The organism is Streptomyces sp. NPDC002055, assembly GCF_040296705.1.
Classification (GTDB): domain Bacteria; phylum Actinomycetota; class Actinomycetes; order Streptomycetales; family Streptomycetaceae; genus Streptomyces.
Map to the genome: position 1 here is coordinate 1 of NZ_JBEOXS010000005.1, position 20,895 is coordinate 20,895.

The 20,895-nt window shown below is 71.7% G+C and carries 17 protein-coding genes; 11 read left to right on the forward strand and 6 right to left on the reverse strand.

Translation table 11 applies throughout. The annotated features are described in order from the left end of the window. Positions 1-130: 130 nt before the first annotated feature. A complete protein-coding gene (locus tag ABT112_RS03750; RefSeq protein ID WP_351505172.1) occupies positions 131-793 on the reverse strand; it encodes a GGDEF domain-containing protein in 663 nt (220 codons plus the stop codon). A gap of 802 nt (positions 794-1,595) precedes the next feature. On the opposite strand from ABT112_RS03750, the gene ABT112_RS03755 reads away from it, so the two are divergent. The 5 genes from ABT112_RS03755 to ABT112_RS03775 all read left to right on the forward strand — a co-directional run bounded on the left by ABT112_RS03755 (position 1,596) and on the right by ABT112_RS03775 (position 6,063). After that, positions 1,596-2,117 carry a helix-turn-helix transcriptional regulator gene (locus ABT112_RS03755; RefSeq protein ID WP_351505174.1) on the forward strand — a complete coding sequence of 174 codons (522 nt, stop codon included), beginning with the start codon at positions 1,596-1,598 and terminating at the stop codon, positions 2,115-2,117. A 106-nt stretch (positions 2,118-2,223) separates the two neighbouring features. Continuing rightward, positions 2,224-2,754, forward strand: a complete 531-nt coding sequence (locus ABT112_RS03760; RefSeq protein WP_351505176.1) for a toxin — start codon at positions 2,224-2,226, stop codon at positions 2,752-2,754. A 10-nt stretch (positions 2,755-2,764) separates the two neighbouring features. Then, complete coding sequence (locus tag ABT112_RS03765) at positions 2,765-4,015, forward strand: MAB_1171c family putative transporter (RefSeq protein ID WP_351505178.1); 1,251 nt, start codon at positions 2,765-2,767, stop codon at positions 4,013-4,015. 46 nt (positions 4,016-4,061) lie between these two features. Then, positions 4,062-5,264 (forward strand): cytochrome P450 family protein, encoded by a 1,203-nt coding sequence (locus ABT112_RS03770; RefSeq protein WP_351505180.1) that lies wholly within the window; start codon positions 4,062-4,064, stop codon positions 5,262-5,264. A 382-nt stretch (positions 5,265-5,646) separates the two neighbouring features. Next, complete coding sequence (locus ABT112_RS03775; RefSeq protein ID WP_351505181.1) at positions 5,647-6,063, forward strand: winged helix-turn-helix transcriptional regulator; 417 nt, start codon at positions 5,647-5,649, stop codon at positions 6,061-6,063. Between the two features lie 123 nt (positions 6,064-6,186). On the opposite strand, the gene ABT112_RS03780 is transcribed toward ABT112_RS03775, so the two are convergent. From ABT112_RS03780 to ABT112_RS03790, 3 genes are all read right to left on the reverse strand, one after another. Then, on the reverse strand, positions 6,187-6,693 hold the full coding sequence (locus ABT112_RS03780; protein ID WP_351505183.1) for a DUF6640 family protein: 507 nt from the start codon (positions 6,691-6,693) through the stop codon (positions 6,187-6,189). Positions 6,694-6,843: 150 nt separating this feature from the next. Then, a complete protein-coding gene (locus ABT112_RS03785) occupies positions 6,844-7,332 on the reverse strand; it encodes a luciferase domain-containing protein (protein WP_351505185.1) in 489 nt (162 codons plus the stop codon). Between the two features lie 312 nt (positions 7,333-7,644). Beyond that, positions 7,645-8,880 carry a glycosyltransferase gene (locus ABT112_RS03790; protein WP_351505187.1) on the reverse strand — a complete coding sequence of 412 codons (1,236 nt, stop codon included), beginning with the start codon at positions 8,878-8,880 and terminating at the stop codon, positions 7,645-7,647. Positions 8,881-9,429: 549 nt separating this feature from the next. Between ABT112_RS03790 and ABT112_RS03795 the strand changes: the two genes are divergently transcribed. Both ABT112_RS03795 and ABT112_RS03800 read left to right on the forward strand, forming a co-directional pair. Then, entirely contained in the window at positions 9,430-10,257 is an 828-nt protein-coding gene (locus ABT112_RS03795) for an FAD binding domain-containing protein (RefSeq protein WP_351505189.1), read from the forward strand. Further along, on the forward strand, positions 10,254-12,971 hold the full coding sequence (locus ABT112_RS03800; RefSeq protein WP_351505191.1) for a molybdopterin-dependent oxidoreductase: 2,718 nt from the start codon (positions 10,254-10,256) through the stop codon (positions 12,969-12,971). The genes ABT112_RS03795 and ABT112_RS03800 overlap by 4 nt, the downstream gene beginning before the upstream one ends. 59 nt (positions 12,972-13,030) lie before the next feature. On the opposite strand, the gene pdxR is transcribed toward ABT112_RS03800, so the two are convergent. Further along, on the reverse strand, positions 13,031-14,578 hold the full coding sequence (pdxR, locus tag ABT112_RS03805) for a MocR-like pyridoxine biosynthesis transcription factor PdxR (protein ID WP_351505487.1): 1,548 nt from the start codon (positions 14,576-14,578) through the stop codon (positions 13,031-13,033). A gap of 379 nt (positions 14,579-14,957) precedes the next feature. Here pdxR and ABT112_RS03810 point away from each other — a divergent pair, with 379 nt between their 5' ends. After that, the gene (locus ABT112_RS03810) at positions 14,958-16,388 is read left to right on the forward strand and encodes an MFS transporter (protein WP_351505193.1); all 1,431 of its coding nucleotides are present in this window, start codon (positions 14,958-14,960) and stop codon (positions 16,386-16,388) included. A gap of 172 nt (positions 16,389-16,560) precedes the next feature. On the opposite strand, the gene ABT112_RS03815 is transcribed toward ABT112_RS03810, so the two are convergent. Next, on the reverse strand, positions 16,561-17,037 hold the full coding sequence (locus ABT112_RS03815; RefSeq protein WP_351505195.1) for a hypothetical protein: 477 nt from the start codon (positions 17,035-17,037) through the stop codon (positions 16,561-16,563). 272 nt (positions 17,038-17,309) lie between these two features. Here ABT112_RS03815 and ABT112_RS03820 point away from each other — a divergent pair, with 272 nt between their 5' ends. From ABT112_RS03820 to ABT112_RS03830, 3 genes are all read left to right on the forward strand, one after another. Continuing rightward, positions 17,310-18,689 carry an MFS transporter gene (locus tag ABT112_RS03820; protein WP_351505197.1) on the forward strand — a complete coding sequence of 460 codons (1,380 nt, stop codon included), beginning with the start codon at positions 17,310-17,312 and terminating at the stop codon, positions 18,687-18,689. Between the two features lie 136 nt (positions 18,690-18,825). Next, complete coding sequence (locus tag ABT112_RS03825) at positions 18,826-19,515, forward strand: response regulator transcription factor (protein ID WP_351505199.1); 690 nt, start codon at positions 18,826-18,828, stop codon at positions 19,513-19,515. Then, positions 19,512-20,894 carry a sensor histidine kinase gene (locus ABT112_RS03830; RefSeq protein ID WP_351505201.1) on the forward strand — a complete coding sequence of 461 codons (1,383 nt, stop codon included), beginning with the start codon at positions 19,512-19,514 and terminating at the stop codon, positions 20,892-20,894. Before ABT112_RS03825 ends, ABT112_RS03830 begins: the two co-directional genes overlap by 4 nt. Position 20,895: the final 1 nt, after the last annotated feature.

The following is a 20,895-nucleotide window of genomic DNA, read 5'->3' on the forward strand; positions in this document are numbered from 1 at the left end:
TGAGTCGCCGGGCAGATTCACGCCGGGCTCGGGTCCCTTGGCGCGACAACGCAGGGCCGGTGGCCATGCAGGGTGTTGTGGGGCGGGTGGACGGGCCGAAGCCTCCCTCCGTATGGCAGGGTCCCGGCGCTCACGCCGCGCTCCCCTCGACCTGGGTGCCGGGGCGGCCCACTCGGTGCCCGTTCAGAGGCGCCAGTTCCACGTCCTCGGGCCGGGCCATGCCTGCCGATCCGGAGTGCTTGGCCCGGTACATGGCGATATCCGCGTACCGGAGCAGCGTGGGCAGGGCCTGGGTACGGAGCTGTTCCGGGGCCGCGACGCCCACGGATGCCGCGACAGCGATGGCTCCGGCGTCCGTCAGCACGGGCTCCCGCAGGGTACGGACGAGTTCCTGCACCGTGTCGGGGTGTCTGCACGCGGCGACGGCGAATTCGTCACCTCCCAGGCGGCCGACGACGCCAGGGGCTCCCGCCCACCGGGACAGCCGTCTACTGGTCGCGGCCAGCACGATGTCGCCGGCCACATGGCCGTACCTGTCGTTGAGGGCCTTGAAGTGGTCGAGGTCGACCAGGCAGAGGACGGCGCCTCGCTGGTGACGGGTGACCAGGCGCTGCGCGCGTCGCTGGAAGGCGCTGCGTCGGTGCGCACCGGTGAGCGGGTCCCGCTGCGCTGCGGCCAGCCGCCGGTGGAGGGTGGCTGCGTGGAGGGCCCAGCCGGCCAGCGGGACCATCAGGGTGGTCAGAAGCAGTGCGCGTTGCCCCGAGGTCTCTTGTGCGCGGATGTTGCAGGCCATATCGGCGGAACCCTCTCGTCCTGCACGGACTGGTGGACTGGAACGGACGGTGCTGCGGGGAGAGTGCTGTGGGAACAGTGCCGCGGGGAACTCGGGCACCCGGGCCGCAGGACCATGGACCCGGAGTGCCGGCCGGAGATCTCACGGCCGTGCGGTCGCCTGGGCGGGCTCGATGGCCACGGCTGCGGGCCGCGCTCCGTACGTCGGGCACGCGGCGCCCTGCCCCGTCCCCCGCTTGTCGCCCCGTGCCGCGACCACACCCCACGCCGAGGCCGCGCATGCTCCACAGCGTCTGAACCCCGGGCCGTGTCAGGTCACGATGTCGAACGGTGGGGACCCTCAAGGCGCCGGGAGGCAGCTTCCCTTCGGTCCGGGGGCCGTCGCCTCTGCGTGGGCGTTCAACGCAGGCCGTCGCAGTTCTCCACGCCCCGGCGGGGAGTCATGTCACCACCGCCGAACACGCGGCAGGAGCACCGAGGGCGCTCTCGTCCAGCGCAGTGCGGTGTCATGTCCGGTGTGGAATAACGGCACGGGTAACGGCTCCTCTGCTGCTTCGGGACGCCACGCGCCATCTCTGCCGCATGCCGAGACCGAGTGAACGCTCGGGGTGAACCCACTGTGCCTGTCAGTAACGATCCGAGTCAACTGATGTGGGGTTGTCAAAAGCCAGACAATCCACAAGAGTTGAGCCCGGGGATGCGGAACGTCGCGCGGAGTCAGCGCGACCGGGGGCACATGTACCACGGGGGTACATGTGCCCCCGCCTCCACTGCCAGTCGACACGTGAACGAGGGAGGGCAGCATGAGAGAGGTTGATCCCTCTCCTGCTGAAGTGCCGAACGCCGTTGAGACCCTGGCACACAGACTCAACCGCCTGTTCGAGACGTGCCACCCCGCGGACCGGGGGCCGTACACCAACGCCGAGGTGGCGCGGATCATCAACGAGAAGGCGCGCGAAAAGGGCGACAAGAGCGGCGAGATCTCCGAGACCTACATCGGTTACCTGCGCAAGGGGAAGCGCGACAACCCCACGAAGCGCCATCTCGAATCGCTCGCCGAGTTCTTCGGTGTGCCGGCCAGGTACTTCTTCGACGACGGCGACGGGGAACGCGTCCGGGAGGACCTCGCCCTGCTGCACGCCCTCAAGGGGGTCGGAGCCCGCCAGGTCGCCCTGCGCACGGTGGCTTCCCTGGACGAGGACGCTCTGGACGCGCTCGTCCCGGTGCTCAAGCACCTCGGCAACGCGCACGGAACGCGCGGGCGCATGCGACCACGCACCGGCCGGGCACCCGGGTCGCCGACGGACACACCGCCCGCCTCATGACGCCGGGAACCGGCACTTCGGCGGGGGACCCCACGAGGGGCGGGCATCGGCCTCAATGATCGTCGCTACATGGAGATGGCCCAGCAGCCATGCACACGGTGAGCGGATGAACAACACAGAACTCCGTCAGTACTGCGTCGACGTCGTGAAATCACTGGACATCCCCGAGCGGACCGACGTCAACGCGCTGTGCGACCGGTTGGAGGAACGACGAGGGCGGCCCATCTCCCTCATCGAGGTTCCGATGCCCACCGGTCCCGGAAAGCCGTGCGGCCTCTGGGTGGCGGCCGATGACGCCGACTACATCTGCTATCAGCAGTACACCACCCAGGCCCACCAGCAGCACATCATCTCGCACGAGCTCGGACACATGGTCTGCGACCACGAGGCCGCCCCCGTGATGCCGAACGAAGTGGCACAGCTCCTGATGCCGACGCTCTCACCGGATCTGGTGCGCAGTGTGCTCGGGCGCACCCAGTACTCGAGCGAGGAGGAACGCGCGGCGGAACTGGTCGCGTCGCTGCTCCCGTTGCAGGCCACCGCGGCGGAGCGGCGGGCCGCGCCTGCTGTCTCGCAGGGCGTGGCCAGTCTCATAAAACACCTGGAGCGCTCGCTGGAGCGCGGTACCGGTGGGTAAGACTGGCTCAATGCTGCTTTTCAACCTCGTCTACGGCGCTCTGGCCCTGATCTCCTGGAGCGCCTTCTTCTACAAGGTGCGTCATCTGGTCCGCGACTGGCGGAACGGCGAGCTCCGGCTCGTCTGCTTAGCGATCGCTTCGTTCGCCACACCGTTCGTCGTCGCCTCGCCGTGGGTCTACGTGCGGGTCGACCGGCTGCTGGGCATACCCAACATCGCCACGCTGATCGTCTACTGCTCCGTCGCCGTCAGCATCGTCTCCTTTCTGTCCCTGCTGGTGAGCTGGTCGTCGGCGCAGGACCGGGTCACGATGTGGCACCGCCTGATCGTGTCGTACGCGGTGATCACCGTGGCCGCGATGATCACCCTGTTCTTCCTCGGTGACGTCAGCGACGGCGAGCATCATGTGGACTTCGACACGTACTACGCCGAGACGCCGTACATCACGGAGTTCCTCCTCGCCCACCAACTGCTCTACACGGTCGGCATGGTCGGTCTGGCCCGGATGTGCCGACGGTACGCGGCCGTGGTCGACCGGGTGTGGCTGCGGCGCGGGCTGAAGACCATCGCCGCCGGGGCCATCGCCGGCCTGGGCTACGGACCGATCAAGATCGTCACCCTGGTCTGGGACCTCGTGGGGACCTCGCCCCTGGACGAGGTGAACAACGTGGTCGCCCCCATGAGCGCCAGCGTTTCCGCCTGGCTGTTCGCGGCCGGATTCACCATGCCTGCCTGGGGAGTGGGCCTGGACCGGGCGCGCGAGCGGGTGCGCCAGTACCGTGCCTACCGTCGGCTGCATCCGCTGTGGTCCGCGCTGACGCGGGCCTTTCCGGAGGTGATCCTCCTCCCCGACCTCTATCCGGAGAACCCCCGGCGGGCGCTGCGCGACGACGACCTCGCGTTCCTGGTGAGCCGTCAGGTCATCGAGATCCGCGACGCCCAACTGGCCCTGCGCCCCTACGTCGATCCCGAGGTCTCGCGCACCGCCCGCTCGTTCGGCGCCGCGCACGGACTGTCCGCCGATCACACCGAGGCGATCGCCGAAGCGGCCCAGATCAAGTCCGCGCTCCGGGCCATGGAGCACGGCCGGAGCGGGCAGTACGCCGTGACCGTCCCGCACGATCCGGCGGCCGGTGACATGGGCGGCGAACGGGACTGGCTGATCCGGGTCGCCGAAGCCTTCCGCCGCTACGACGACCTCGACGGCATGGCCTCCGCCGCGGGCCAGGAGCCCCCGAAGGACGGGGCCGTACCGGCATGACCAGTGGACAGCCGTCCCGACTCGAATCCCCCACGGTGAGCGCCTCATGACCCGACCCTCCCCGCCGGCCACCGACGGGCCCTCGCTCTTCGACGAGGCCCTGCTCGCCGACCCGCACGCGGGATACGCGCGCCTGCGGGCCGCCGGTCCGGTGCACCGCACCACGACGCCGGACGGCGCCGACGTGTGGCTGGTGACGCGATTCGACGACGTGCAGGCGGCCCTCGTCGACCCGCGTCTGTCGCTGAACAAGGGCAACGCGCTCAGCGTCGGCTCCCACGGTCCGTCCATGCCACCGGAGCTCGACGCCCACCTGCTGAACCTGGACCCGCCGGACCACACACGCCTGCGGCGCCTGGTCTCCCGGGCTTTCACACCGCGCCGTGTCGAGGGTCTGCGGTCCCGGGTGCGGGCGGTCACCGAGGAACTGCTCGACGGCTTCGGCGGCACGGGCGCCGACCTCATGACCGGCCTGGCCCTCCCCCTCCCCATGGCCGTGATCTGTGAACTCCTCGGCGTCCCCGAGGAGGCCCGCCCGGACTTCCGGACGTGGACCAACACGCTGCGCTCCCCCGAGCCGGACTCCGCCCTCGACTCACGTGAGGCGATGGGGCGGATGCACCGCTACCTGACCGGCCTGATCGCCGAGAAGCGTGCGCGCCCCGGGGACGACCTGGTGTCCGCGATGATCGGCGCCCGCGACGACCACGACAGGCTCACCGAGCCCGAACTCCTGGCCCTCACGTTCCTCATCCTGTTCGCCGGCTACGACAACGCGGTCAACCTGATCGGCAACACCGCCCTCGCCCTGCTCACCCACGAGGAACAGCGGGAGCGGCTGCTCCGGGGACGGATCTCCGTGCAGGACGTCCTGAGGGAGACCCTCCGCTGGGAGTCCCCTTCCCTGCTCGCGTCGCGCCGGTTCCCGCTGGAGGACATCACGATCGGCGGTGTCACCATCCGGGCCGGCGAACGGATCTGGCTGTCGCTGGCCTCGGCCAACCGTGATGGGGCCCGGTTCGAGGACCCCGACTCCTTCGACCCGGCGCGGGGCGGGACGCACCTGGACTTCGGACACGGCATCCACTACTGCCTGGGCGCCCCGCTCGCCCAGCTGGAAGGCGAGGTCGCCATCACCGCACTGCTGCGGCGGTTCCCCACCCTCCGTCTCGCCGTCGCACCGGAGGAGCTGAGGTGGCGGCGTTCGTTCCGCAACCGGGGGCTCGCCGAACTTCCTGTCGGGTGGTGACATGGAGCGTGGGGCGGGGGGCCTGAGGCGAGATCCGCCGGGGCCGCCTGCGCGTACCCGGTTGCATTGCCCTGTGAGGTCGGGGACGCGGGCCGGCGGGTGGCGGTGAAGCCGGGCCGACGAGCCGGTGCCGGATACGCGTCCGGCGCCGCAGCGACTCCCGCCGGAACGCGGGGGCCGCTGCCGTTCGGATCGTGCGCCACGTTCCGGCGCGTGAGCCGATGCGCACGTTCACGCTCGGTACCCGGATGAGCACCCCTCCGGTCCGTCCGTCCTCCGTCGCACCTCCCCTGCCCGTCCGCCCGGGTGCGTCGGGCGGGCGCCGGGAGGGGAGGCCGCCCCGCCCTCTTTGGCATAGTGGTGATCGAGGAGCAAGCCGCCGATGCGCGGCTGTGGAGATGAACGAGGACGGACCGTGACCGAGTCGCCCGACCAGGTATGCCCCATCAATCCGGTGGTCGACCTGGTGTTCAGCCGGTGGACCACGCCGATCCTGTGGGCACTGGAGCACCACGGACGGCTCCGCTTCAACGAGTTGCAGCGGCTGGTGCCCGCCATCACGCCCAAGGTTCTCACGCAGCGGCTGCGCCGGCTCGAACGCGACGGCCTGGTGGTGCGCACCTACCACGCGGAGATCCCGCCGCGGGTGGAGTACGAGATCAGCGACCTCGGCCGCACCCTGATCCCGGTCTTCGACACACTTGCGGGATGGTCCACCGCTCACTTGCCCCAGGTCGAGGCCGCACGTCGGGCCTACGACACCGCGCGGGAGGAAGAAGAAGCCTGGGCACAGGGCTGAGCGGGAGAGCCGGCGGCGGGGCATGCACCGCCGCACCCCGCCGCACCCGGGCGGTTCGCCCTCGCCGGTAGCGTCCCGCGGCTTCCCCCACCGGTGGGTCGGCCGCACCCCGACCAGGCTTGATCAATGGGCGGGCCCCGATGCGTCGGGAGCCGACGCCGGGCGGCTGAGCAGGGCGGCGCCCGCGATCAGTCCGAGGACGACGATCTCGATGACTCCCTGCACCGGGATGCCGGCGATGTACATGTCCGGGGTGTCGAACTGCGGGTCGAAGTAGGCGGCGCCCGGGTAGAGGATCGCCACCGCCTGGCTGACCCAGTACAGGCCGGCGAAGCCGATCGCGGCCCGCAGGTTGGAACCGGTGTCACCGCGGCGTCGCCAAACGAAGTACAGCGTCGCCAGGCCCAGCAGAGTGCCCATGGCCATGGTCTGGCCGTTGTGGAACCTGGCGTGCGCGGTCCACTCCGGATTCAGCACGTGCGTGTCGTTCCAGTCCGCGACATACGGCGACACCGCGGTGAAGAGGGCGACCAGCGACAGTATCGCCTTGCCGGTCACCGCCCGAGGCCCGGCCGTCGGCTGGTCGAGCACCCCATCCGGGGTCGGTGCGGAAGACAGGGAAGTATGCATCGGAAATGGCCTTTCGTTTTCATCCGGTCGTGCTCATCCGGTGGTGCTCATCGGGGGTTTCTCATCCGGTCGACCGAGGACGGGTGTCCGGGCCCGGAACGCGACCGGGATATGCAGGTGGGAGGGGCAGGCGCGGGGCCTGGAGCAGGGTCAGGCCGCGGTCGCGCCGGTGGCCGGCGCATGACCTGTCGCGTAGGTGTAGGAGGCGGCGATGACCTTCTTGGCCACCTCCACTTCGGCCTCGGTGCGGGGTGCGTAGAGCATCACGACGTTGATGCCGCGGTCGTAGAGGGGGTGTTTCTCGCCCCAGCCGGAGGACAGGAACGTGGCGTGATCGGCCGGGTCCAGCGCCAGGTGCAGGCTGCCGTCGGCGTGGAGGTGGGCGAATTCGGCGTTCCAGCGGGGCGGCATCAGCCGGGCGCCCTCGGCGGGTGCGACATCGGCGAGGAAGACCGCCCAGCTGCCGGGAGCGGAGATCTCGCTGCGGCCCGTGGTGACACCGGGCAGCGCGGCCGCCATCCACCGGCGCAGCTCCTCCCGGATCTCGGGCGGGCTCAGCTGGGTGAACTGCAGGTGGGGCACCTCGGGCCCGGTCTCGGGCCGGTCTCCGGTGCGCTCGCGGAGAGCGGGGAACGTCATGGCGACGCCTCCTTCACATCAGGGGCCGCGACGCGCGGAGGCGTGGCGCGGCCCGGTTCTCAGCGGCGTCCCGGACAGCCCGGGGCGCCCGCTGTTCTCGGCACACCCACCACGTTAGTTTCCTGGGGATAGTGGTTTCCCCTGTGATAGTGCCCCGCTCCTCGCCGCCGTCGGGTCAGTCGCCCGGGCCGGGTGTGGCCCGGCGGAGCGGGCAGCGTTCCGGTGCGGAAGCTCGGCCTGCGACGGCTTCGTCATGAGGTGTCCCCGGCTCGGGGCCCACGCGGGGTGCACGGGCCCCCTGAGCCGGGTGGGTTAAGCGGGGGCCGGGTGCCCTTCCCGGCCGGCCATGTCGAGCAGCAGGTTCGCGGCCACGTCCGCCCCGTCGGTGCGGATCGTGGCGGCCACGGCGGTCGCTCGTGCGCGGGTGCCGGGGGTGAGGGCGGTCGTGAGTGCGGCCGTCAGGGACTCGACGGTCGGAGTCGGACAATCGTGTGCCGCGCCGATGCCCAGGCCGGCCACCCGGCGGGCCCAGTAGGGCTGGTCCGTCGCCTGAGGCAACACCACCTGCGGCGCGCCGGCCCGGGCGGCCGTCGCCGTGGTGCCCGCGCCGCCGTGGTGGACGACGGCGGCCACCCGACGGAACAGTTCCTGCTGGTTGACCTCGCCGACGACGAAGCAGTCATCCCGGTCGCCGATCGGGGCCAGTCCGGCCCAGCCGCTCGCGACGAGTGCGCGGCGGCCCTGCTTCCGGACCGCCTCGACGGCCACCTGGGCGACGTCCGCCGAGGCGTGCATGGGCATGCTGCCGAAGCCCACGTACACCGGCGGGGTTCCGGCGTCGAGGAACGCGGTCAACGCAGCCGGGAGCGGACGCTCGTCGGGCAGGATCCACGCGCCGGTCCGGACGACGTCGAAGTCCGGTGTCGCCTGCAACGGATCCAGGGTGGGGTCGGTCGCGAGCCACGGCCGGTCACCGATGACGTAGTCGCGGACGTGGTCCACCGGTGGCAGGCCGAACGACGCCCGGTTCGTGTTGAGCGCCGCGCCGAACAGCACGTCGGTGCTCTCGGCGTCCAGCTCCCACAGCACCCGGTTGTCGGTCACCTCCGGTGGGAGCGGCCGGCCCGGCCAGGCCAGCGGCCGGTGGTGCGGCGACGGCAGGGTCAGCTGCTGGAAGGTCACGGACACGGAGCGGATGCCGAGTTTCTCGGCGACCGACAGCGCGCCGGCCGCGGCCGGCAGCATGCCGGTCGCCACCAGTACGGCACATCCCTCGGCCGCCGCGGGGACCGCGGCGAACTGCCCGGCGATCAACTCGGCCGCGTACCGCGGCAGGGACGACGGTGGCGGCGCCGCCTTCGTCAGAGCTCGCGCCGACCGGCCGACCGGCACCAGCGGCACGCCGGTGCCGGCCAGCCGCTGCGCGAAGTCCTCGTCCGGCGGCGCGCAGACCCGCACCTCCGCGCCACGTCCCCGCAGGCTCATGGCCAGTGCCACCAGTGGTTCGACGTCCCCCCGCGATCCGTACGTCGACAACAACACGCGCATGTCGCGCCCCCCATTTCTGTGGTTTCCCGCGTCAATTCCCGGGCTCAGAGCGGAGATTCTGCGGCACGACGGGGGCCTTGCCGCAAGCCCCCCAGTGCGCTATACGTTGACCATGGAAAGGAGCGGGGCACCCTCCTTTCTTCTTCCATTCTGTTGTGGCGGGGTTTCCACTCGGTTTCAGCGAGCTTTCACTCGGTTGCGGCGAGGACGCCGCCCCCGCTCACTCCTGGCCCGGTTCGCGCCAACGAGAACCGGCCCGAATGCTGCGATACGCTGGAGAAGGATCTCTGCGTCCGCAGGTCGTTCCTCGACGAGTTCGACCGCAGCGGCCTCATGCGATGCGGCAGTGGCGCGTTGGTCCACGCGGTCGTCGTGCGTCGCTCTCGGCTCGGACCGCGCCCTGTCCGTATGCGGCGCAGGGACCGATGCGACGCGTCCGATGAGCCGGACGGCCGCAGCCGATGACAGAACACGAGCAGCGCCACGCACCGGTTGAACGAGTCCGGTGGACGCTCCTACGCGATGGTCGTCGTGAGGAGATCGGTTCCCATGGACCTCAACACCATCACCGAAGTGGTCCGGCGGCCGTCGGACCGGCCGGGTGCGGACTGGGGTGAGGGCGACGCCTGGCTCGCCGGGGGAACGTGGCTGTTCTCCGTGGAGCAGCCGGATCTGCGCCGGCTGATCGACCTGTCCTCGTTGCGCTGGGAGCCCCTCGTCCCGAGCGACGCGGGTCTCGGCATCGGCGCGACGTGCACCGTCCGGGATCTGTACGCCCTGGTGCCGCGGGACGACTGGGTTGCGGGCCCCCTTTTCGCCAGGAGTTGCGAGGCGTTCCTGTCCTCCTTCAAGGTCTGGAACGCGGCGACCGTCGGCGGCAATATCTGCATGTCCCTGCCCGCCGGCCCGATGATCACGCTCACGGTCGCACTCGAAGCGACGTACGAGGTGTGGGCTCCCGACGGCTCCGTGCGCACCGTCGATGCCCTCGACTTCGTGACCGGCGACCATCGGAACGTTCTCGCTCCCGGGGAAATCCTGCGGCGCATCGACATTCCGGCGCACGCGCTGCGGAAGCGCACCGCGCACCGCCGGTTCACGCTGACACGCCTCGGCCGTTCCACGGTGTTTCTCATCGGAACGCAAACGCCGGGGACGAACGACCTGTTGCTCACCGTCACCGCCGGCACGACACGGCCCGTGCGCATGGCGTTCGGCAGCATGCCCGACGCCCGGACACTGCGGGAGAGCATCGACGCCGTTCCCGCCGACGTCTGGTTCGCCGATCCCAACGGGACCCCCGGCCACCGGCGCCGTCTGACCGAGCATTTCGCCGAAGAGATACGTCAGGAACTCAGCGCTGGGGGCATGGCGTGACCTATACCGTGAACGGCAGGCAATTCGCCGAGGAACCGGACCCCGGCCAGTGCCTGCGCACCTTCCTCCGTTCGCTCGGCCACTTCGGCGTCAAAAAGGGGTGCGACGCGGGGGACTGCGGCGCGTGCACGGTGTGGCTGGACGGGGATCCGGTGCACAGCTGCATCACCCCTGCGTTCCGCGCGGACGGCCGTGAGGTGACGACGATCGAAGGCATCGGGTCGCCGGGCAATCTGCATCCCGTGCAGCGACGGTTCCGGGACGCCCCGGGATTCCAGTGCGGTTTCTGCACCGCGGGGATGATTATGACGTCGGCGACGTTCACCGAGGCTCAGAAGGAGGATCTGCCCCGGGCTCTGAAGGGCAATCTCTGCCGCTGCACCGGCTATCGGGGGATCGAGGACGCCGTGCACGGCACCGCCGGTGTGGAGACGGCGGCGCCGGGCAGGGCCGTGGGGACGAGTGTGAGCGCGCCGGCGGCCAATGACGTGGTGACCGGGCGCGCCGCATTCACGATGGACACCCATCTCGACGGCATGCTGCACCTCAAGGTGCTGCACTCACCGCACGCGCACGCCCGGATCGTCTCGATCGACAAGCGGGCCGCCCTGGCGGTCCCGGGCGTGCACCGGGTCTACACCTGGGAGGACGTGCCCCGGAAGCGCTTCACCACGGCCATCCACACCGACCATCTCGTCGATCCGGACGACACCCGCGTCCTCGACGACACGGTCCGCTTCGTCGGCCAGCGCGTCGTCGCGGTCCTGGCGGACACGGTCGGGGCGGCCGAGGAGGGCTGCCGCAAGGTCGTCGTGGAGTACGAGGAACTGCCGGCGGTGTTCACCCCTGACGAGGCCATGGCCGACGGGGCGCCGCACCTGCACGGCTCGGACGATCCCTTCGTCCGCGACCCCGCCCACAACATCCTGCTCGAGATCCATGGGCACGTCGGCGATGTGGACGCCGGGTTCGCCGCAGCCGACGTGATCCACGAAGGGACCTACACCTCGCCGCGCGTGCAGCACGCGCATCTCGAGACCCATGGCTCGATCGCCTGGATGGAGAACGGCCGGCTGAACGTCCGCACCAGTTCGCAGTCCCCGTCGATCGCGAAGGGCAAGCTGGCCCATCTCTTCGCACTGCGCCCGGACCAACTGCGGGTCTTCTGCAAGCGTGTCGGTGGCGGGTTCGGCGGCAAGCAGGAAGTGATCTCGGAGGACCTGGTCGCGCTCGCCACCCTGGACACCGGGCGGCCGGTCTGTTTCGAGTTCACCCGCGAGGAGGAGTTCACCACCGCTTCGCCACGGCATCCGATGGCCTTGACGGTCAGGCTCGGCGCGAAGGCGGACGGGACGCTCACGGCGTTCGAGGTCCGCAATGTGTCGAACACCGGGGCCTACGGCAACCACGGCGGCGAAACCCTGTACGCGGGTGGCGCCGCCGTCATGATCTACCGCTGCCCCAACAAGAAGTACGACGCGCTGTCCGTGTATACGAACACCGTTCCGAGCGGGGCTCTGCGCGGGTACGGGATGACGCAGCCGGCGTTCGCCGTGGAATCGGCCATGAACGAACTGGCGCTCGCCCTGCATCTCGATCCGCTCGCACTGCGACGCCGGAATCTCGTGCGACCGGGTGATCCGCTCGTCGCCCTGCACGACGGCCCCGACGACGTGACGTTCACCGAGAACGGGCTCGCGCGGTGCATCGATCTGGTGGAGGGCGCCCTGGCGCGTACGGCGGACGAGCCGCCGCCCGGACCCGGGTGGCTGGTCGGGGCCGGTGTGGCGAGTTCCTTGCACGAGACCGCGCCGCCGACCGACCACCTCTCCGAGGCGTGGGTGACCCTGGGGGACGACCTCATCTACGAGGTGGCCGTCGGAACCGTCGAATTCGGCGAGGGGACGTCGACCGCGCATGTCCAGATCGCCGCACAGCAGCTGGGCACGACGCCGTCGCGGATACGGCTGGTGCAGTCCGACACCGACCGCACGGGGTTCGACACGGGTGCCTTCGCGAGCGCGGGGCTGTTCGTTTCGGGCAACGCGGTGTTGCGCGCGGCCAATGCCGTGCGCGACCGCATCCTGGAATTCGCCGCCGCGCACACGGGTGTCCATCCGGTGATGTGCTCGATGGACGACGAGGGTGTCGTCTGCGGCGACCAGCGCCTGTCGTTGGCCGAGCTCGTGGCGCTGGGCCGGGCGCGCGGCATTCGGTTCACCGCCGCCCGCAAGGCCTACGGCTCACCCCGGAGCGTCACCTTCAATGCGCACGGTTTCCGCATCGCCGTCCATCCGGTGACGGGTGAGATCCGCATCCTCCACAGCGTCCAGGCGGCCGACGCGGGCGCCGTCATCAACCCCGCGCAGGTCCGGGGGCAGGTGGAGGGCGGTGTCGCCCAGGGCATCGGCTTCGCGCTGACCGAGAACTACCAGGTCGACGCGGACGGCGTGATGGTCAATCCCAACCTCCGCAACTACCGCATCCCCACCTGGGCCGATGTCCCCCGCACCGAGCTGCTTCTGGTCGACTCCTCGGACTCCGTCGGTCCCCTGCGGTCGAAGGGGATGGCGGAATGCTGCATCAATCCGGTGGCCCCGGCGCTGGCGAACGCGCTCCACGACGCCACGGGCATCCGCTACCGCACCCTTCCGCTGTCGCCGGAGCGGATCTACAGCCGGCTCGACGAGAGCCGACCGGTGTCGACGGCCTGAGCACGGGCCCGGACCCGGGGTCCGCCGGGCGCCTCTCCCCCGCTTCGCGGGACCCGCGGTCAGGCCAGCTCGCGGAGTGCCTCACCGATCGTCGTCAGCCCGTCGGCGATGACACCGGGCGGGGTGGCCGCATAGCCGAGGACGAGACCGGGACGCCCGGGACGCAGGCGGTGCCAGGACAGCGGCTGGCACTTCACGCCCCGGTCGAGCGCGGCCGCGGCGAGTTCCGTGTCGGGTACGTCCGCCGCGTACGTGACCGTCAAGTGCAGCCCGGCAGCCGCTCCGTGCACGACCGCACCCGGCAGGTGCTCGGCGACGGCGCCCAGCATCGCGTCGCGGCGCCGTCGGTGGCGGCCGCGCAGCATCCTCAGGTGGCGCTCCAGCTCACCGGATTCCATCAGGCGGGCGAGGACCAGTTGGGGCAGCGCGGCATTGCCCAGGTCGGTGAAGCGTTTCGCATCGATCAGCGCTTCGCGGTAGTGGGGCGGCGGCACCATCCAGCCGATCCGCAGGGCGGGGGCGAGCAGCTTGGACACGCTGCCCAGGTAGCAGACCCGGTCGGCGACCAGCGCGCGCAGTGCGGGCGTCGGCGGCCGGTCGTAGCGGTGCTCCGCGTCGTAGTCGTCCTCCAGGACCAGTCCCCCGTCCTCCGTCCAGCGCAGCAGTTCACGACGGCGCTCACCACACGTCACCACGCCGGTGGGGAACTGGTGGGCCGGGGTGAGCAGTACCGCCCGGGCACCGGTGGCCCGCAGGGCGTCCACCCGCACGCCGGCCTCGTCCACCGGGACCGGTGGGGTGGCCAGGGCTCCGTTGCGCAGATGCTGGCGCGTGCCGAGCGAGCCGGGGTCCTCCACGGCGACACGGTCGATGCCGTCCGCCCGCAGCACGGGAGGCAGCAGGGTGAGTGCCTGAGCGGTGCCGGCGACGATCAGCACCTCGGCCGGCTGCACCAGGATGCCGCGGCTGTGCGCCAGCCACCGAGCGACGGCGCGGCGCAGCGGCATGGCGCCCCGGGGATCGCCGTAGCCGAGGTGCTCGGGGGACAGCTCGGCGAGCACGGACCGTTCGGCGCGCAGCCACGCCGCGCGGGGGAACGCCGCGAGGTCGGGCTGTCCGGGGGTGAAGTCGACGCGGGCGGGCGCGGTCCGCAGCGCGTCGAAGACATCGGCACCGGGCTCACCGGCGAACAGCGCGCCCGGCGCCGCCCGTTGGAGCAGGGCCGGGCCCCGTGACGGCACGCTCCCGGCAGCGACGGCGGGGGCAGCGACCACCACGGTTCCACTGCGCCGGCGGCCCTCGACCTGGCCGTCCTCGGTCAGCCGCCGGTACGCCTCGGTGACCACCCCGCGGGAGACACGCAGTTCGGCCGCGAGCACCCGGGTGGCCGGGAGCCTGCTGCCCACCGTCAGCCGGCCGTCCGCTATGGCCTGCCGCAGCCGCCGGGTCAGCCAGTCCGCCTTGCCGCCCACGGGCGCCTCGGCGACGTCGAGTTGGAGGAAGCCGGAGCCGCAGGCCGGCGAAGAGCCGTCTGCCGACGTGACTGCTGTGATGTGTGCGGCGGCGCTGCCGCCCGCCTGGGGTATGCCCTCGTTCACCGGGGCCATCGTGGCATGCACCTGCGTCCTCAGCTCTGTAGGGGCCCCGCGAACCGTGTCAGCTGCGCCACGTCGCCGGTGGCCCGGCCGACGGCGCCTCCTTGTCGCGCAGCATCGCCCACGCCATGAACAGGAGGTAGCCGACACCGAGGTGACGACCGGCGGGGTGACGACCGGCGGACGGGCGCGCTTCCCCGGCCGTCCCGTCGGTCGCCCGCCCGCCTCAATAAGGTTAGGCTTACCTGACCTTGACGGCGCACCACATGGCGCGCCGTCAGCAGTGAAGCATCCGACCCCCGGAAAGGATGATTGTCATGCCCTTGCCATATCAGCGGGACTCGCCCCGCCCGTGGGCCGACCGGTACGTCCGTTTACGAGGTGCACAGCCGTGACCACGACCGAACTCACCGTCGCGGCCGAAGTCCGGGCCGAACGCGCCGGGCAGCGCAGGGTCATGACGGCCCTGACGGTCGTCGTCCTGTCCTACGGGCTGATGCAGACGATGCTGGTGCCCACGACGCACGTCCTGCGGCACGCGCTGGACACCAGTGCGGCCGGTGCCTCCTGGGCGGTGCTCTCGGCCCCGCTGCTGGCCAGTGCCGTCGTGACCCCCCTGGTGGGCAGGCTGGCCGATCGGCACGGCACGCGACGTGTGCTGCTGGGCAGCCTGGCGATCCATCTGCTGGGCACCCTCGGCGCGGCCGTCGCGCCGAATGCCGGCATGCTCATCACCTGTCGGGCCGTGCAGGGCATCAGCCTGGCGCTGCTGCCCCTGTCGTTCGCGATCATCCGGGAAGCACTGCCGCCGGACCGGGTGCCGGCCGCCCTGGCCGTGACCTCCGGGCTGGTCGGCGGCACCGCCGGCGCCGGCCTGCTCGTCGGAGGCTTGATGACCGATCATGCGTCCTGGCGCTGGCTCTTCGTCATCGGGGCACTGCTGGTGGCCGCAGCCCTCGTGCTCGCCGCTCTGTGGGTGCCTGCCGGGTCCGGACAGGACGCAGGGCGCCTGGACCTGCCCGGAACGCTGGTCCTGGCGGCCGGCTCGGCGACCCTGCTGCTGGGCATCACCCAAGGGCCCGCATGGGGCTGGTCCTCGCCGACGGCGATCGGCACGTTCGTCGCCGCGGCCGTCCTGATGACGGTGTTCACCCTGATCGAACGGCGGGTCCCGCACCCCGTCGTGGACCTGCGCGTCCTCACGCACCGGCCCCTGCTGACCGCGCACCTCGGTGCCCTGGCACTGGGAACGAATCAGTTCGTCATCTATGTGCTGGTGCCCGAACTCGCCCAGCTGCCGGAGGCCCCCGGCGGTGCTCCCGCCGGTGCCGCCCACGGTTTCGGGGCCTCGGTCACCGGGGCGGCGCTGCTTCTCCTGCCGGGAACGGTGCTGAGCCTCCCCGCCAGTTGGCTGGCACCCCGGCTGGAACGTCACCTCACCATCCGGGGGCCGTTGGCTCTCGGGCTGGGGCTGGCCGCGGCGGGCGGGCTGCTGCTCGCGGTGTTCCACGCCGGGCCGGTGGACGTCCTGGTCTGCTATCTGGTGTGCAGCGCCGGGCACGGTCTCGCCATGGCGGCGCTGCCCCGACTGGTCCAGCACGCCACGCCGCCGGCCCGCAGCGGCAGTGCCAACAGCGTGAACACGGTGGCACGCACGTTCGGTGGCGCGATCGGCAGTCAGGCCGGGACAGCGGTGATCGCCTCGCTCGCCGTCCCCGGGACGGGGCTGGCCACGTCCGCCGGCTTCACCACGGCGTTCGGCGTCGCCGCCGCCGTCGCGGCGCTCGGCAGCCTGCTGCCTCTCGCGGGGCGCGCCGCCTGAACAGCCCTGTCCGCCCGCCTCGGTCCGCCGAAGCCGGGCCGGGACGGGCCGGAGGCCGCGGCGCCGGACGGGCGGTCAGCAGCGGTACCGGCCCGTCGTTCACGGCCCCGGGACGGGCCCGGGTGTGCGGCCGGCGCCGTGGCCGTGCCGCGGTTCCCTCCGCACGGCGCCTTCAGGCGCCACGGGCAGCGGCGAAGTAGGCGTTGGAGGAGGGGAGGAACAACAGCGCCGTTGCGGCGGCGAACAACAGGTCCGCGGGCAGATCGGAGAGCAGCACGTCATGGATCAGCCAGGTGCCGGTCAGCCGGTCGAAGCCGTTCATGCTCAGGCTGTTGAGGAGGAACAGCACACTGAACGCGGCGATCGCGGCCATGACGATCCGGGCCCAGTTCCGTCCGGCGCGCATCCTCAGCAGGCAGAACAGCCACACTCCGCTGATCACGAGCACGGCCCCCGCGGAGAGGGCCAGTTGCATGAGGGCATCCTGGCGTCCCGCCTCCTGCCGCATCTCGTCGAAGCCGGTGGGGTGGACGACGAAGGCACCCAGCACCCAGACCACCCAGTTCACGGCGATCGCCAGGAGCGAGAGCCGGAAAGCACCGTCCACTTCCCTCGGACGTCCGGTCCGGTCCACTGCTGCTCCGGTCACTCGTCTTCCCCTCCGATGACAGCGCGGCCACTGCCGGTCAGGGCCGCGTACGGGTCAGCCCCTGAGACAGCGGTCCGGGCCCGGAGGTTGCTTCCGGGCCTCCATCGGGGTGAAGGAGGTGAAGGGCGGTTTCCAGGGGCCGCGGCGTGCCGTCCGCATTCTTAGCGGCATGTTAGATCTGGCGGCCGAACCTTGTCCCGGCACGGTGGCGCGCGCATGCTCTGGGCACATCATCACCCCGTCGACCAGGGGTCTTCTCACCGGGAGCCGCCATGTCACCGTCCGCCAACGTGCCCAGAACACCGCCCGGCGGCGAGCGCGCGAAGCGACGACTCGCCCTGATCGGCGGATCGCTCGGCAACCTCGTCGAGTGGTACGACTGGTTCGTCTACGCCACCTTCGCGATCTACTTCGCCGACTCGTTCTTCCCCGGTGACAACCCCACCACCCAACTGATGAACACCGCCGGGATCTTCGCGGTCGGCTTCCTGATGCGGCCGGTCGGAGGCTGGATCCTCGGACGGGCCGCGGACCGCCACGGCCGGAAGAGCGCGCTCACCCTCACGGTCGCCATGATGTCGGCGGCCGCCCTGCTCATCGCCGTCGCCCCCACCTACGACCAGGCCGGCTACTTCGGCGCCCTGGTCCTGCTGCTCGCGCGGCTGCTGCAGGGCATGAGCATCGGCGGCGAGTACGCGGCGAGCGCCACCTATCTGACCGAGGCGTCGGGCCGCGGCCGCCGGGGACTGGGCTCGTCCATGCAGTACGTGTCGATGACCACCGGCCAGCTGCTCGGCCTGGGCATCCTGATCACCATGCAGCACACCCTCAGCAAGGACCAGTTGGAGGGGTGGGGCTGGCGGATCCCGTTCGTGCTGGGGGCGCTCTTCGCCGTGGTGGTCTTCTGGCTGCGGCGCCGGCTGCAGGAGACCGAGGCGTTCACCGAGGCGTCGGGCGACGGGGGCGACGCCCGCGACCGCGGCACGCTGAAGGTCCTGTGGCAGCACCGCCGCCAGGCGTTCCTGGTCATGGCGCTCACTCTGGGTGGCACGGTGGCCTACTACACGTACACCACCTACCTCACCAAGTACCTGATCGGCAGCGCGGGCATGGAGAAGTCCACCGCGACGCTGGTGAGCTTCACCTCGCTGACGGTGTTCGCCGTGCTGCAGCCCTTCGCGGGAGCGCTGTCGGACCGGATCGGCCGCCGCCCGCTGCTGATCACCTTCGCCGTCGGCTGCACCGTCGGCACCTACCCGCTCATGACCGCCCTGCGGTCGGCGTCGTCGTACTGGTCGGCGCTGGGGCTGTCGCTGATCGCCCTGGTGATCGTCACCGGCTACACCTCGATCAACGCCGCCGTGAAGGCGGAACTGTTCCCCACCGGGGTGCGTGCCCTGGGCGTGGCGCTGCCCTACTCGATCGCCAACGCGCTCTTCGGCGGCACGGCGGAGTACGTGGCGCTGTGGTTCAAGGACGCGGGCATGGAGACGATGTTCTTCTGGTACGTCTCCGGGTGTGCGCTGGTCTCCCTGGTCACCTACGTGCTGATGCCGGAGACCCGCCACGCCGCGCTCAGCCGGGCCGAGGCCGCGACCGCCCCGGTGGAGGAGGCCGACCGGCCGGGCCCGGCGGTGGAAGCCAAGGTCTGACCCTCCCCACCGCCGCGACCGGCAGGCCGGGGCACGGACGGCACCGTGCCCCGGCCTGCCGGTCGCCTCTTCCGCAAACCCGGCCGATGGGATATGCCAGAAGGCACACTGTCCCAGGTCACAGAGGTAAGCCCGGATGCACGCACTGCTGGTCGAGGACGACGACCGCATGGCCCACGCCCTCGGCACGGCCCTCGCTCAGCGCGGCCACTCCGTCCGCAGGGTCGGCCGTGCCTCGGACGCGCTCCAGCACGCGCACGAGGCCGAGTTCGTCCTGCTCGACCTGGGGCTGCCGGACCTGGACGGGCTCGAACTGCTGCGGCGGATGCGCACCGTCTGCGAGGCGCCCGTCATCGTGGTCACCGCACGGTGCGAGGAGCGCGACATCGTGCAGGGGCTGCGCGCCGGCGCGGACGACTACGTGGTGAAGCCCTTCCGGACGGCCGAGCTGATGGCCCGCATCGACGCCGTACGCCGCCGCACGGACCTTCCCGCGGGCGGCGGTGCGGAGAGCGCGGGGCGGGTCCGCACGGGGGACGTCGAGATCGACCCGGCGGCCCGCACCGTCACGGTGGCGGGGGCGGAGGTGCGGCTGACCCGCCGGGAGTACGACGTGCTGGCGTTCCTGGCCGCCCGGCCGGGCGAGGTGCACTCCCGGGAGGAGATCCTGGACCGTATATGGGGCGATGTCTTCCTGACCGCCTCGCGCTCCCTGGACGTGCACGTGGCGGGGATCCGTGCCAAGACGGGCCGGTCTGAGCTGATCCGCACGGTCCGCGGGTTCGGCTACCAGCTCGGCTCCGTGGGCCCGGACGGCGGCCCATGAGGCGCCGGCTGCTCGCCGTGCTGATCGTGCTCATGGGAGCGGCGGTGCTGCTGCTGTCCGTGCCGCTGGCCGACACCCTCGCGCGGAGCCGGACCGAGCATCTGCTGCTCCAGCGGCGGGCCGACGCGGCACGGTTCGCCGATCTCGCCGACCGGGTGCGCACCCGGGCCGACCGGTCCGAGCTGTCCGCCGAGATCGACCGGTACGCCGAGCTGTACGGGGCCGGGGTGCTGGTCGTGGACTCGGCGGGCACCCCGTCGGCACGGGCCGGGGCGGGCACCACGGCGGCCCTCGCGGCCTCGGCGGTGGACGTCCGGCGGCAGGCCCTGACCGGCCGCCCGACGGCTCAGCTGCCCACGGTCCGGCCCTGGGGGCCGGCCACCGTGGTGCTGGCCGAGCCGGTGGGCCACGACGAGCGGGTGAGCGGCGCCGTGGTGCTGGCCGTCCCCACCGAGGCCGCGCGCCGGGACGTGGCCGTCCGCTCGGGGCTCATCGGGGTGGGCGCGATCGCCGCGTTCACCACGGCGGCCCTGGTCGCGGTGGGCATCACCCGGTGGCTGCTGCGTCCGGTGCGCGATCTGGACCGGGCCGTGGAGGGGCTGGCCGCCGGCAGCCTGCAGGCGCGGGCCGCCTCCGACACCGGACCGCCCGAACTGCGCCGGCTGCGGGAGCACTTCAACGGCATGGCGGAGGCGGTGGCCGAGTCCATCGGCCGGCAGCGGGACTTCGTCGCCGACGCCTCCCACCAGCTGCGCAACCCCCTGGCCACCCTGGTGCTCCAGTTGGAGAACATCGAACCGCACCTGCGGCCCGGGCCGGGCCCGGCCGAGTTCTCGCGCGCCCTCGACGAGGCGGAGCGGCTGGGCGATCTGCTGGACGGGCTGCTCGCGCTGGCCCGGGTGGAGTCCGGCACCGCCGAACTCGCCGACCAGGACCTGTCGGCGGCGGTGCGGGAGCGGGTGACCGCGTGGGGCCCGGTGTTCCGCACCTCCGGCATCGGCCTGGCCGCCGACGTCGGCGACGGGCTGCGGGGGCGGACCCTGCCCGACGCGGTGGGCCGGGTGCTGGACGCGCTGCTGGACAACGCCGCCAAGTTCGTCCCGTCCGGCGGCCGCGTCGAGGTGACGGCCGCGCTCCGGGACGGCCGGGCCGTCGTGCGGGTGACCGACGACGGGCCGGGGGTGTCCGAGGAGCAGCTGCCCACCCTGCTGCGGCGATTCGTCCGGGGCGCCCAGCACCAGAACACGCCCGGCAGCGGGCTGGGGCTGGCCATCGCCGACGAGATCGCGACGCTCAGCGGCGGGCGGCTCTCCGTCGGCCACAACACGCCCCGGGGTCTCGCCGTGGAGCTGTCGCTGCCGGCGGGCGCGCCGGGCTGAT

Excerpts from the sequence above, each read along its gene's own strand:
- ABT112_RS03750 (WP_351505172.1), bottom strand. The coding sequence starts at position 793 with ATGGCCTGCAACATCCGCGCACAAGAGACCTCGGGGCAACGCGCACTG.
- ABT112_RS03755 (WP_351505174.1), top strand. The coding sequence starts at position 1,596 with ATGAGAGAGGTTGATCCCTCTCCTGCTGAAGTGCCGAACGCCGTTGAG.
- ABT112_RS03760 (WP_351505176.1), top strand. The coding sequence starts at position 2,224 with ATGAACAACACAGAACTCCGTCAGTACTGCGTCGACGTCGTGAAATCA.
- ABT112_RS03765 (WP_351505178.1), top strand. The coding sequence starts at position 2,765 with ATGCTGCTTTTCAACCTCGTCTACGGCGCTCTGGCCCTGATCTCCTGG.
- ABT112_RS03770 (WP_351505180.1), top strand. The coding sequence starts at position 4,062 with ATGACCCGACCCTCCCCGCCGGCCACCGACGGGCCCTCGCTCTTCGAC.
- ABT112_RS03775 (WP_351505181.1), top strand. The coding sequence starts at position 5,647 with ATGCGCGGCTGTGGAGATGAACGAGGACGGACCGTGACCGAGTCGCCC.
- ABT112_RS03780 (WP_351505183.1), bottom strand. The coding sequence starts at position 6,693 with ATGCATACTTCCCTGTCTTCCGCACCGACCCCGGATGGGGTGCTCGAC.
- ABT112_RS03785 (WP_351505185.1), bottom strand. The coding sequence starts at position 7,332 with ATGACGTTCCCCGCTCTCCGCGAGCGCACCGGAGACCGGCCCGAGACC.
- ABT112_RS03790 (WP_351505187.1), bottom strand. The coding sequence starts at position 8,880 with ATGCGCGTGTTGTTGTCGACGTACGGATCGCGGGGGGACGTCGAACCA.
- ABT112_RS03795 (WP_351505189.1), top strand. The coding sequence starts at position 9,430 with ATGGACCTCAACACCATCACCGAAGTGGTCCGGCGGCCGTCGGACCGG.
- pdxR (WP_351505487.1), bottom strand. The coding sequence starts at position 14,578 with ATGGCCCCGGTGAACGAGGGCATACCCCAGGCGGGCGGCAGCGCCGCC.
- ABT112_RS03820 (WP_351505197.1), top strand. The coding sequence starts at position 17,310 with ATGTCACCGTCCGCCAACGTGCCCAGAACACCGCCCGGCGGCGAGCGC.
- ABT112_RS03825 (WP_351505199.1), top strand. The coding sequence starts at position 18,826 with ATGCACGCACTGCTGGTCGAGGACGACGACCGCATGGCCCACGCCCTC.
- ABT112_RS03830 (WP_351505201.1), top strand. The coding sequence starts at position 19,512 with ATGAGGCGCCGGCTGCTCGCCGTGCTGATCGTGCTCATGGGAGCGGCG.